The organism is Micromonospora sp. MH33, from assembly GCF_003013775.1.
In the GTDB taxonomy this organism is placed as follows: domain Bacteria; phylum Actinomycetota; class Actinomycetes; order Mycobacteriales; family Micromonosporaceae; genus Micromonospora; species Micromonospora fulviviridis.
The window spans coordinates 18356-30730 of the sequence record NZ_MUYZ01000010.1 but is presented as its reverse complement, the minus strand read 5'-3'; the positions used below and the strand labels follow the sequence as shown (position 1 = coordinate 30730).

At 70.9% G+C, this 12375-nt stretch carries 10 protein-coding genes; 9 read left to right on the top strand and 1 reads right to left on the bottom strand.

The features are described 5' to 3' along the window. Positions 1-194 precede the first annotated feature (194 nt). The 4 genes from B0E53_RS03705 (at position 195) to B0E53_RS03695 (ending at position 3718) form a co-directional block, all read left to right on the top strand. Positions 195-1304 carry a uroporphyrinogen-III synthase gene (locus B0E53_RS03705; RefSeq protein WP_107074662.1) on the top strand — a complete coding sequence of 370 codons (1110 nt, stop codon included), beginning with the start codon at positions 195-197 and terminating at the stop codon, positions 1302-1304. A 476-nt stretch (positions 1305-1780) separates the two neighbouring features. Then, on the top strand, positions 1781-2509 hold the full coding sequence (locus B0E53_RS03700) for a hypothetical protein (protein ID WP_146167578.1): 729 nt from the start codon (positions 1781-1783) through the stop codon (positions 2507-2509). Between the two features lie 234 nt (positions 2510-2743). Continuing rightward, on the top strand, positions 2744-2875 hold the full coding sequence (locus B0E53_RS40020) for a hypothetical protein (RefSeq protein WP_281492829.1): 132 nt from the start codon (positions 2744-2746) through the stop codon (positions 2873-2875). Between the two features lie 192 nt (positions 2876-3067). Further along, positions 3068-3718 (top strand): hypothetical protein, encoded by a 651-nt coding sequence (locus tag B0E53_RS03695; protein ID WP_107074660.1) that lies wholly within the window; start codon positions 3068-3070, stop codon positions 3716-3718. A 67-nt stretch (positions 3719-3785) separates the two neighbouring features. Here the strand turns inward: B0E53_RS03695 and B0E53_RS03690 are convergent, their stop codons facing one another. Next, positions 3786-4895, bottom strand: coding sequence for a LacI family DNA-binding transcriptional regulator (locus tag B0E53_RS03690; protein ID WP_107074659.1), 1110 nt, complete (start codon positions 4893-4895; stop codon positions 3786-3788). Positions 4896-5103: 208 nt separating this feature from the next. Between B0E53_RS03690 and B0E53_RS03685 the strand changes: the two genes are divergently transcribed. From B0E53_RS03685 to B0E53_RS03665, 5 genes are read left to right on the top strand one after another with little or no spacing between them, the layout of a single operon-like run. Next, on the top strand, positions 5104-6132 hold the full coding sequence (locus B0E53_RS03685; protein ID WP_107074658.1) for an SIS domain-containing protein: 1029 nt from the start codon (positions 5104-5106) through the stop codon (positions 6130-6132). Continuing rightward, positions 6132-6968, top strand: a complete 837-nt coding sequence (locus tag B0E53_RS03680) for a PfkB family carbohydrate kinase (protein WP_107074657.1) — start codon at positions 6132-6134, stop codon at positions 6966-6968. Before B0E53_RS03685 ends, B0E53_RS03680 begins: the two co-directional genes overlap by 1 nt. Then, entirely contained in the window at positions 6965-9079 is a 2115-nt protein-coding gene (locus B0E53_RS03675) for a hydantoinase/oxoprolinase family protein (RefSeq protein WP_107074656.1), read from the top strand. Before B0E53_RS03680 ends, B0E53_RS03675 begins: the two co-directional genes overlap by 4 nt. Continuing rightward, on the top strand, positions 9076-10722 hold the full coding sequence (locus tag B0E53_RS03670; RefSeq protein ID WP_107074655.1) for a hydantoinase B/oxoprolinase family protein: 1647 nt from the start codon (positions 9076-9078) through the stop codon (positions 10720-10722). Before B0E53_RS03675 ends, B0E53_RS03670 begins: the two co-directional genes overlap by 4 nt. A 26-nt stretch (positions 10723-10748) precedes the next feature. After that, positions 10749-12365 carry an ABC transporter substrate-binding protein gene (locus B0E53_RS03665; protein ID WP_146167577.1) on the top strand — a complete coding sequence of 539 codons (1617 nt, stop codon included), beginning with the start codon at positions 10749-10751 and terminating at the stop codon, positions 12363-12365. The last annotated feature ends 10 nt before the right edge of the window (positions 12366-12375 follow it).

Genomic DNA, 12375 nt, shown 5'->3' with positions numbered 1-12375 from the left:
GGGCGCCGTCCCACGCTTCGGTAGCGCCGGGTCGGTGAACGAACCGTCACGGTGTTGAGATTGGCCATCGCTGCGGTGTCTACGCCGTTACGGCGACACTTCTTCCAAGAAAAAGACCCAGCAAATTTGACCCAAGCGCCGTCCGGAACCGTTCAAAACACTGTTGAGGTAGGCCGGCTTGACGGGAGGTCAGTGTGGAAGGCCTGGCGGGGTACACGGTCGCCGTCCTGTCAGAGCGCCGTAGACACGATCTCGCCACCCTGCTGGAGGCCACCTCGGCACGGACGATCAACGTCCAGGCGGTCCGCTCGGTGGCCCAACCGGTGGCGGAGGCCGTTGCCGACGCCACCCGCGCCTGCGTCACGAGACCGGTACACGAGGTCATCGTGTCCTCGGGCCTGGGCCTGCGGGCCTGGCTGCGCGTGGTCCAGCAGACCGGCCATCTCGACGCGCTCATCGACCGGCTGACGCACGCGCGCCTGCTGGCCCGCGACGGGCACGCCGCCGACACGCTGCGGGATCTCGGCCTGAGCCAGATCTGGGCAACCGCCTCCGCGACCACCGAAGATCTGTTCCGCTATCTCCTCGCCCAGCCGATGACCGGCCGCCGGGTGGTGGCGCAGATCGAGTCGGAGCCACATCGGGAGTACTGCGAGGCCCTACGCCGCAACGGGGCGACCGTGGTCGAGGTCGTCACCAACCGGTTTCTCCCGCCGCTGCGGAGCGACGTCCTGCGCCGGCTGTGCGGAGTCATCATCCGGCGCCAGGTCGACGCCGTCGCGCTGACCGCGGCGACCGCCACCGAGAACCTGTTGCGCCAGGCCGAGGCCGACGGCGTGCTCGGCGAGGTGCTCAACGCGCTGACCACCGACATCGTCCCGGCCTGCCTGGGTCAGCTGGCGGCGGAGCCGCTCCGGGCGTTCGGCCTCAGCGCGTACGTGGCGAACAGTCCCGCCCTGCCTGACCTGGTCGAGGTCCTGGCGAACCAGCTCCCGGAACGGTCGCTCCAGCTCCACGTGCAGGGTCACCGGATGGAGATCCGCAGCCAGGCCATGGTGATCGGCCACCAGGTGATTCCGGTCCAGCCCGGCCCGATCTCGGTGTTACGGGCGCTGGCCCGCCGCCCCGGCCGGGTGCTGTCCCCGGCCGAGATCCGGGCCGCCGCGCCGAGCTGGGCCGACGTCGATGACCACGCCGTCGAGATGGCGGTGTCGCGGCTGCGGCGAGCCTTCGACGACACTCCACTGGACGGCGTCGACCTGATCCAGACCGTGATGAAGCGGGGCTACCGGCTGGCGGCCTGACCTCCCACCAGCACACTGCAACGAGGGAGTGTGGATCTAACGGTGTTTCCGGCCTGACCCATCGGGCGTTGTGCCTGGTGAGGAGGGTGCCGTGATGACCGCGACACTGAACGACCAGACCGGACGCAGGAAGCGGCCCGAGCCGTCGGCAGAGGCGAAGGCCGCCGCCGAGCTGGTCCGTGCGGCGAAGGAAACCGCGCGGCTGGTCGACGATCACGAGCACAGGTCACGTTACGAAGAGACCTACCCGAACACAGCGGGTGGCCGTGTCCCTATCAGCGGTCCGTCGACGCCACCCGGCCCGGCGACAACACCCCCCGGATCATCCGTACGACAGGGGCAGTAAGTCATACCGGGCCGGGCGACCGAGCAGTCCCGGCTGGGGACGATCAAAAAGGTAACGGGCGTCCGGGTCGTGTCGAGTGGTCCCGCCGGAGGTTCGGCGGGACCACTCGTGCCGGCATCAGGGCAGCCGGATGGTCCTGGTGTTGGGGAAGCTGCCGGGGCAGGATATCGACGAGCCCGTGCCGACCACGACGTATCCCGGTGGGATCGGCGAAACCGAGCAGATGACCGTCGTGCCAGAGGCCGCCGGAGTGCGGATGGTCCAGGTGTTGGGGAAGCTGCCGGGGCAGGATATCGACGAGCCCTCGGCGATGATGACGAACCCGCTCGGCAGGGCCGAGACCTTGCACATCACGGTGGTTCCCGTGGTGGACGGAGTGGTGATCGTCCAGGTGTTGGGGAAGCTGCCCGGGCAGGATATCGACGAGCCCTCGGCGATGATGACGAACCCGCTCGGGACGGCGGAGACCTTGCACATCACGGTGGTTCCCGTGGTGGACGGAGTGGTGATCGTCCAGGTGTTGGGGAAGCTGCCCGGGCAGGATATCGACGAGCCCTCGGCGATGATGACGTACCCGGCGGGTATGGGGGAACTCTTGCAGATGGTCGTTGTCGCCGCGCTGGCTGGCGTCGCGACCGCCACCGCCGAGATGATCCCGAGGGTGATGGCGGCCACCGCGACCGCCCCGAGGCGGCGCAGGGCCTTCGCAACCCGTCCACCTGTCTGCGAACGTCGCGGCAGCCGCCGGACCCGTTCCGGTCGAGTCATGCTGGTCCCTTCGATAGATCCCATAGCAGCGGAAGGTACTGTTGCTATTACTCGATGCGATGATGGGCTGAGTGCCCGGGCTTCGCAATAGCTACCGTGATGGATGAACAAACGAAGTCGGCGCGGGCCGACGCACGGCCCTGACCTCCATCAACGCAATCCGGGACTAGCAACCACTCGTCAACAAGCGTCCGCGACGTGCGCGGGCAGGCTCCTGACCGGACTTGTGGATGAGAAACCTTGATTAGGCGGCTGCGGCCGCGTTCGTGACGGGTTCGGCGGGGGGCCGTTCGACGAGTTTGCCGCGTTCGAAGCGGGCGCCGGCGTGAAGCCCTTCACCCTCATCCGCGAGTGGATCGAACTCGGGCTGACCGAACTGGAGAACGACCGGCCCGTGTCCCTGTCCGCGCTACGCCGCGTGATCGCCCACGCCACCCAGGCCAGCCGCGCCGCCTGACCGCCCCACCACACCACCCACACCGGCTCACAGCGCGGGTCACGGCCGGTTCTGTCAGCACACCCGCCGCCGTGACAGCCCCGGCCGGCCCGGCGGCGACCATCTGACCGCCCGGCCGCGCCGCCCGGGGCGGGCGGTCCGGCTCCCGCCGGTACGGCAGCGGGCGGCGCCGACGCGGTCGAGCTGGCCGCCATGCTCGAGGGCACCCGGTACAGCGACGAGCTGACGTTCGAGGTCCCGGAGCGGCAGGCCCGGACGGCCCCACCGCCGCAGGTGCGGGACTGCCGGCAGATCGCGTCGTGGGCGCGCCGGAACGAGGCCGTCCCGGTCGGCGGCGAACCCGCACACGTGCTGACCGTGCGCGCCGGACGCAGCGTGGACGTGGTGGTCCACAGCGTCGTTGCGGTGCCGGTCGCCGAGGTCTCGCGGGAGCAGGAGCGGGGCCCGTGGGTCGAGTTGGCCTGCCGCGAGGCCGATCCCACCGCCACGGTCCCGCCCGACGCCCGGTGGGACGGCCGGCCACACGTGCTCGTACCCGGGCAGACGGTCCGGCTGCGGGTCGACCTGGACGCCCCCGAGCCGGCCGGCCTCCCGTTCCCGGGCCGCATGTGGGACTACTACCTGCGCGTCGACCTGGAGGTCGACGGGGTGACGCAGGTCCGCGAGCTGCGCGACGAGTCGGGCGGATACTTCCGCTGCTGCGGGCGCATCACGTACATGGGCTACCTGGCCGCCAGGTACGAGTGGACCCCCTCCCCCACCCCCACGCTCCGCTACTGCCCGGAACTGCGCTGGGTCGACGAGCCGCCGCCGCGGGTCTGCCAGGCGCGGGAACCGGGCTGAGCCCACGGGGCGTGACGGGCCGGCCCGGCGACTACCGCCGGCCGTGGCGCTTCAGGAGCCCTCCACGTCAGGAGGAGGGCACGGGGGCGGTGGAGGACCGTCTGATCAGCTTGGCGGGAAGCTCCACATGCTCCAGATCGAGCCTGCCGTCGGTGCCCCTGTCCCAGGCCGGACCGTTGGCGATGCGGCGCAGCAGCAGGCCCGCGGCCCGGGCGCCGAGCTCGTAGCTGGGCTGCCGCACGACGGTCAGTTGGGGTCGGACGATCGTCGTCCATTCCTGGTCGTCGAAGCCGACCATCGAGATCTCCTCCGGGAACCGCCGCCCACTGGCCTGGATGGCCTGATAGGCGCCGATGGACAGGACGTTGTCCGTGGCGAAGACGGCCGTCACGCTCGGATCGGCGTCGAGCAGCTTCTTCATGGCACGTGCCGCGATCTCGCGTTGGTAGGGGGCGTGCACGACGAGCGCCGGGTCGGGCTCCAGCCGGGCCGACCGCATCGCGAGCACATAGCCGGCGAGCCGGGCGGCGCTGGGCCGCATTGTGCGGCAGTCGCCGAGCCGGTCCACGACGTACGGCAGTTCACGGCCGGCCTCGGTCAGGACGGCGATCCGCCGGTGCCCCTGGCTGATCAGGTGCCGGACAGCCGTTCGGGCGCTGGCGGCATTGGCGATCATCACGCTGTCCACGTCCGGCCGGTCGGGGACCGGGCGGTCCAGCAGGACGAAGGGTAGCCGGGCGTCGCGCAGCGAGTCCAGGTGTTCGGTGTCGGCCGGTGAGCCGGTGGCGATGATCGCGCCGTCCACCCGCTTCTCCGACAGCACCCGTACCGCGTTGCGCTCGGCGTCCAGATTGGAGTCCGTGTTGAACAGCAGGACCTCGTAGCCGGCCGTCCGGACCTTGTCGACGACGCCGCGCAGCGCCTGGGCGAAGAACGGGTTGCCGACGTCGGTCACCACGACCGCGATGGCCTGCGTCGATCCGTTGATGAGGCTGCGCGCCAGGCCGTTGGGCCGGTAGCCGAGCCGCGCCGCCGCGGCGCGGACGCGTTCGGCCGTCGCCTGGCTGACCTGGCCGTATCCGCCGAGGGCACGGCCGGCGGTAGCCGTGGACACGCCCGCCTCGGCGGCGACCTCGATGAGGCTCGGTCCCCGTGTCTGGTGCTCGCGCTCGCGCATTCCCATCCCCGTCTTCGGGTGCCGGACAAAGTCCCGCTCGGCTGTTTCGGGCCGGTCGACCCGCCGTCTCAGCCCGCGGGAGGTGGCTCGAAGGAATCTTCCCGGTGGGTCTTGACGGCGTCAAGCCGGCCTGAGAACCTTCTCGGCAGCCCGCCAGAGAAGGTTCTCAGGCCGGGGTGCAGACGAAACACGTTAAGGAGCGCGTCCCATGCCGTTCACCGCGGTCGAGCCGATCCCGCTCGCAGCAGACCTCGTGTCGACCCTCGAGCAGACGGTCGCCCAGGCCGAGAAGGCGCGGGCATTCGCCCGCGAGGTCGTCGCCGAGGGCGTCACCAAGATCTTCTTCATCGGCTGTGGTGGCTCCTTCTACTCGACGTTCCCGGCGCTCGACCTGATCGAGACCTCGACCGTGGAGCTCGTCGCGGCCAAGATGACCAGCGCGGAGCTGATCCACCGCCGGCTCGCCGGGCTGGACTCCACCTCCCTCGTGGTCGCGTCGTCGCACTCCGGAGCGACGCCGGAGACGCTCCAGGCGGCGCAGATCGCCCGCAAGGCGGGCGCTCGGGTGGCCGGCATCGCCCGCGCCGGGGACAGCCCACTCGCCGAGGTCGCCGAGGTGCTCTTCGACTACCCGAGCAACGTCACGGTCACCGAGCCGAAGGCGATCCACTTCACGCAGATCGCGCTCGCCCTGCTCGAGGCGGTCGGCGACGTGGCCGACGCCGACGAGCGCTGGCAGGCGATCTCGGCCATCCCGTCCGCGATCCCGGCCGCGAAGGCAGCCGTCGCCGATCTCGGTCGGTCGGTCGCCCGGCGCTGGAGCGACGCCGATCTGGTGTACGTCCTCGGCGCCGGCCCGAACTTCGGCGCCGCCAACGCGCTCGCGGCCTGCTACCTCCAGGAGATGAACTGGCTGCACGCCTCGGCCGTGCACGCCGGGGACTTCTTCCACGGACCGTTCGAGATGCTGGGACAGCGCCCGGTGCTCGTGCTCGCCGGCGAGGACCAGACGCGGCCGATCGCCGAGCGCGCCGTCACCTTCGCCAACCGCTACTACGAGGACGTCGACGTACTCGACTCCCGCGACTTCGAGCTGCCCGGCGTGCCGGACGCGCAGCGCGGGCTGATCAGCCCGCTCATCGTGGCCAGCCTGAGCCGGCGGCTGCTGGACTTCGTGGCGGCGGAGCGGGGCCACAACACGGCCGCCCGGCGGTACATGTACAGGGTCGACTACTGATGCGCCTGCTCGGAGCCGGCGACAACGTGGTGGACCGCTACCTCGACACCGGCGTGATGTACCCGGGCGGAAACGCGGTCAACGTGGCCGTGTACGCCCGCCGGTGCGGCGCCGAGTCGTCGTACTGGGGGCGGGTCGGCACCGATCGCGCCGGCGACGTGGTGCTGACCGCGCTGCGCGCCGAACAGGTCGACGTATCCGGCGTCCGCCGGGTGACCGGCGCCAACGCCCACGCCGACGTGGTCGTCGTGGACGGTGACCGGATCTTCAAGGACTCCGACGACGGCGTTTCCGACTTCGAGCTGTCCGACGCCGACTACACCCGGCTCGGCGACTTCGACGTGGTGCACACCGCCTACAGCGGGTCGCTGATCGAGGCGGTGCCGCGGATGGCGGGGCACACCCGGGTCTCGTTCGACTTCTCCAACCGGTACGACGAGCCGTACGTCGCGCGGCTGCTGCCGCACCTCTACCTCGCCGCGCACTCCGGCTCGGACCTCGACGACGAGCAGGTCGGGGCGCTGCTCGCCGACGGCCTGCGGCGCGGCGCGCGGCACGTCCTGGTGACGCGCGGCGGCGCCGGCGCCCGCCTCGCCACCGCGGCCGGAGAGTTCCGGCAGCCGAGCGTCGCGACCGACGTGGTGGACACGATGGGCGCCGGAGACGCGTTCATCGCCGGGCTGCTCACCGGGCTACTGACCGGGGACTCCCCCACCGCGGCGCTGACCCGCGCCGCCCGTACCGCGGCCGGCGCGTGCGCCGTCTCGGGCGCGTTCGGCCACCCGGCCCCCATTCCCGCACCTCTTCTCCCGCATCCGCAAGGAGAGCGTTCATGACCCTGCGCATCGGTGTCGATACCGGCGGCACCTTCACCGACATCTGTGCCTACGACGAAACCAGCGGCGACGTGCACGTCCGCAAGGTCTCGAGCACCCCCGACGACCCGGGCCGGGCGATCGTGACGGGCGTACTCGAGATCCTCGAACAGATCGGTGGACGCACCCCGGAAGAGGTCAGCTACTTCGCCCACGGCACCACCGTCGGCACCAACGCGCTACTCACCTACCGGGGGGTGCCGACCGCGGTGATCACCACCCGGGGCTTCCGGGACCTGCTCGAACTCGGCCGGGGCCGGCGCCCCCGGCTGTACGACCTGCAGGCCGACAAACCGGAGGCCCTCGCCCGCCGGGCGGCCCGGTTCGAGGTGACCGAGCGGGTCCGCCACGACGGACGGGTCGAGACACCGCTGGACGAGGACGACGTGCGGCGCGCCGCCGCCGCCATCCGGGACCTGGGCATCCGCTCGGTCGCCGTGTGCCTGCTCTACAGCTTCCTGCGCCCCGAGCACGAGCGCCGCATCCGGGAGATCCTGCACGCCGAACTCGGCCCGGACGTCTTCGTCACCCTCTCCTGCGAGGTACTGCCGGAGTTCCGCGAGTTCGAGCGGCTCTCCACCACCGTGGTGAACGCGTACGTCGGGCCCGTGGTCGCCGACTACCTGGCCGCACTGCGCGGGCGGCTCGGCGAGATCCGGTTGGGCGTCACACCGCACGTGACCCAGAGCAACGGCGGCATCATCCCGTTCGAGGCCGCCGAGAAGTTCCCCGTCCGGATGGTCCTGTCCGGACCGAGCACGGGCGTCGTCGGTGCCGCCGGCATCGCCACGGCCGCCGGTCACCCGGACATCATCACCTTCGACATGGGCGGCACGTCCTCCGACGTCTCGCTCGTCCGCAATGGCCAGCCGAAGGTCACCAACGGCATGGAACTGGACGGCCGGCCCATCCGCAGCCCGATGCTCGACATCCACACCGTCGGCGCCGGTGGCGGATCCATCGCCTGGATCGACGCGGGCAACCACCTGAAGGTCGGGCCCGCCAGCGCCGGCTCCGACCCCGGCCCCGCCTGCTACGGCAAGGGCGCCGAGGCCACGGTGACGGACGCCAACGTCGTGCTGCGCACGCTCAACCCCGACTACCTGCTCGACGGCCAGATGGCGATCGACTCGGCCGCCGCGGAGAAGGCCGTCGCCGACCTCGCCGGTCGCCTCGGGCTCACCGTCGAGGCCGCCGCCCAGGGGATCATCCGCGTCGTCGTGGCCAACATGGCCCGGGCCATCCGGGTCATCTCCGTCCAGCGCGGCTACGACCCCCGGGACTACACCCTGGTCCCGTTCGGTGGGGCCGGGCCGCTGCACGCCTCGTGGCTCGCCCGGGAGTTGGGGATCTCCACCATCCTGGTCCCGCCCACCCCCGGCGCGCAGTCGGCCCTGGGGCTGCTGATGACCGACATCCGGGCCGACTTCTCCCGTACCTCGATCCGTCCCCTGGACGCCGCGCACCTGGCCGGGATCCGGGAGCTCCAGGCCGACCTGACCGAGCAGGTCGACGACTGGTTCGCCGCGGAGCAGGTGCCCGACGACGCCCGCCGGCTCGAGTACGCCATCGAACTGCGCTACGTCGGGCAGAACTACGAGCTGCCGGTGGCCCTGCCAGCCGGGCTGCTCACCGAGGACCTGCTGCCCGAGGTGCTGGACCGGTTCGCCGTCGAACACGAGCGCCTCTACGGCTACTCGTCGCCCGGCGACCCGGTGGAGGCGGTCACCTACCGAGCCCAGGGCATCGGTCAGGTGCCGACCGCCAAGCTGGCGACCCGCATCGCCGCCGGCGCCCCGGTCGAGGACGCCCGGATCGGCGACCGCGACCTGCGCATCGCCGAGGTCGGCGGCCGGGCGACCGTTCCGGTCTACCACCGGTCCCGCCTCGAGCCGGGGCACCGGATCACCGGCCCGGCGCTGATCGAGCAGATGGACACCACCACCGTGGTGCTGCCGGGCGACGAGGTCGCCGTTGACGAGCACCTCAACCTGATCGTCCGGGTCGCACCGGAGCAGGCGTCGTCAGCCGTACCCACCCCCACCTCCTCGGCCACCGGAGCACAGCGATGAGCACAGAAAACGGCGTCGACCCGATCCTGGTCGAGGTGACCGGCGCGGCACTCGCCTCGATCGTCGAGGAGATGGGCGAGACCCTGGTACAGGCCGCCTTCTCCAGCAACATCAAGGAGCGGCGCGACTGCACCGCCGGCCTGTTCGACGCGGCCGGGCACATGACCGCGCAGGCCGAGCAGGCCTCGCCGGTCCACCTCGGCTCGCTGATCGGCGTGGTCTCGGCCGTCCTGGAACGCTACCCGCTCGAGGCGATCGCGGAGGGTGACACCTTCCTCAGCAACGACCCCTACTCCGGCGGCGGTTCCCACCTGCCCGACATGGTGCTGGTCACGCCGATCTTCGTCGACGGCGAGATCACCGCCTGGGCTGCGAACCTCGCCCACCACGCCGACTTCGGCGACCGGGGCCACGCGCACATCTTCCAGGAGGGGCTGCGCATCCCGCCGGTGAAGCTGATCAGCCGGGGCGAGATGAGCGAGGACATCTTCCAACTCGTACTCACCAACTGCCAGGTGCCGCACGAGCGCCGGGCCGACTTCCGGGCCCAGCTCGCGGCGAACCGCCTGGCGGTCGCCCGGTACCTGGAGCTCGCCGGCCGCTACGGCCGCGACCGCCTGGTTCGCACGACCGGCGCCCTGCTCGACTACACCGAGCGGCGTACGCGGGCGGCGATCGAGTCGATCCCGGACGGGGAGTACACCTTCTCCGACTGGTTCGACTGCCCGGAACTCGACGACGAACTCGAACTGTCCGTCCGGATCACCGTCGCCGGCAGCGACATCACCCTCGACCTGCGGGACAACCCGAAGCAGGTGCGGGCCTCCGTCAACATGGTCTGGACGGCGCTGTACGCCACCGTGTACTACGCGATCAAGACGCTGGTCGACCCCGACGTGCCGTCCAACGCGGGTCTGCACCGCCCGATCAGGATCCAGGCCACCGAGGGGACGATCGTCAACTGCGTCGCGCCGGCGGCCGTCAACGGCCGCACGGAGACGTGCCAGCGGGTGGTGGACCTGATCCACGGCGCGCTCGCCCCGGCGATTCCCGACCGGGTCACCGCCGCCAGCAACGGCGCGAACACCGGCGTCCACTTCTCCGGCCTGGACTCGCGGACCGGTCGGTACTTCGTCTACCTCGAGACCATCGGCGGCGGGTCCGGCGCCCGCGCCACGAAGGACGGTCTGGACGGCGTGCAGGTGCACGTCACGAACACGTCCAACCTGCCGGTGGAGAGCCTGGAGACCGAGTACCCCCTGGTGATCGAGGCGTATGAGCTGGTTCAGGACTCCGGCGGGTCCGGCGAGCACCGGGGCGGCATGGGCATCCGCCGCACCGTACGCGTGGAGGAGCGGGACGTGCAGTTCTGGCTCGACACCTCTCGGCAGAAGTCCGCTCCGTGGGGCCTGTTCGGCGGCGAGCCGGGGACCAGCGCCCGGGTGGAGCTCTCCGACGGCGCGCGCCCCGTGGAACACGGGCACACCATCCTGCAGCCCGGCGACCGCGCCTCGATCATCACCGCCGGCGCCGGCGGCTACGGCCCGCCTGCACGCCGCCCGGAGGAGGCCGTCCGCCGCGACGTCGCCGAGGGCGTCATCTCCGAGCAGACCGCTCGGACCAGCTACCAGCTCGACCTCTGACCCCCCCTCTCGCAAGGAGTCGACACATGACGAACAGATTTGCGCCCGCCGCGGGCGCCGGTGCGGATGGCGCCGCCGCTGCCGGGCTCTCCCGGCGGTCGTTGCTGCGCTCCTCGGCCGCGGTCGCCGCGGCGCTCGCGGTCGGCGGGCCGCTGCTGACCGCCTGCGGCGGCAGCGGTGGATCCGGCGGCTCGGGCGGCTCGGGCGGCACCCTGGTCTTCGGCCTCGACAGCGACGTGCCGAACCTGCAGACGCCGCAGAACCAGGGCAGCGCGTCGATGATCCTCAACGCCGTGCTGCACCGCGGCCTGGTCGAGTACGACGCCAAGGGCGAGGTCGCGCCGGCCCTGGCGGAGAAGTTCGAGACGACCGACTCGCAGACGTACACCTTCACGCTGCGCGACAACCTGAAGTTCCACGACGGCAAGCCGGTCACCCTCGACGACGTCAAGGCGTCGCTCGAATTCATGACCCAGCAGGCGAAGACGCCGAAGCTCTACCCGGCGACCAAGGGCATCGAGGGCGTCACGACGCAGGGCGACAAGACGGTCGTCGTCAAGCTCAAGGCACCCGATGCGTCCTTCCTCGCGTACCTCGCCGACGTCAGCGGCGCGATCCTGCCGAAGGACACGCTCGGCCAGCAGGCGCCGACGTACGTGGGTGCCGGCCCGTTCAAGTTCGTCAGGTACGAGAAGGGCGTCGCCTTCGAGGTCGAGAAGTTCGCCGACTTCCACGCGGCGGACCAGACCAAGCTCGCCAAGATCCAGTTCAAGATCCTGCCGGACCAGTCCGCCCGGGACAACGCCCTGCTCACCGGCACCGTCGACGCCATCTCCTTCGTCGGCTGGAACGACTACGACCGGGTCAGGCAGAAGAGCGACCTGGTGCTCGACGAGACCGAGGGCCCCTTCATGTACCTGGTGTTCAACACCACCGCGGGCCCGTTCAAGGACGCCCGGGTGCGGCAGGCGGTCGCCTGGGCGGTCAACCGCCAGAAGGTCGTCGACAGCGCCCTGTCCTCCCGGGGCAAGCCGCTGGCCGGCATGCCGATTCCCCAGTCCAGCCAGTTCCACGAGCCGGCCCAGGCCGACTACTACACGCTCGACCAGGCCAAGGCCAAGGCGCTGCTGGCCGAGGCGGGATACCCGAACGGTTTCAAGGCCCGGATGCTGTCATCCTCGCAGTACGACTTCCACCAGAACACCGCGATCAGCGTGCAGGCCGACCTCAAGGCCATCGGCATCGAGCTGGAGATGAACCTCCCGGACTGGCCGACGCGGCTGCAGCTCGGCGCGAAGGGCGAGTACGACATCGCCGTCTACGGCACGGTCGGCGTCTGCAACGACCCCGCCTTCCTGGAGCAGATCCTCACCACGGCCGGCGCGCAGAACGCCTCGCACGGCTACGACAACCCGAAGGTCAGGGAGCTGCTGGACAGCGCCAAGCGGGCGGCCGACCCGGCCGAGCGGAAGAAGCTGTACCGGCAGCTCGGCGAGCTGGTGCTCACCGAGGCCCCGATCGTCGGCCTGGCCTGGCGCTCCCAGGCGTACGGATACAAGAAGGCCGTGACCGGTTTCTCGAACATCCCCGGCTTCCTGACCTTCGAGTCCGGCTACACCCTCGCCGGCACCGCGAAGGCCTGATCGCCGGCCC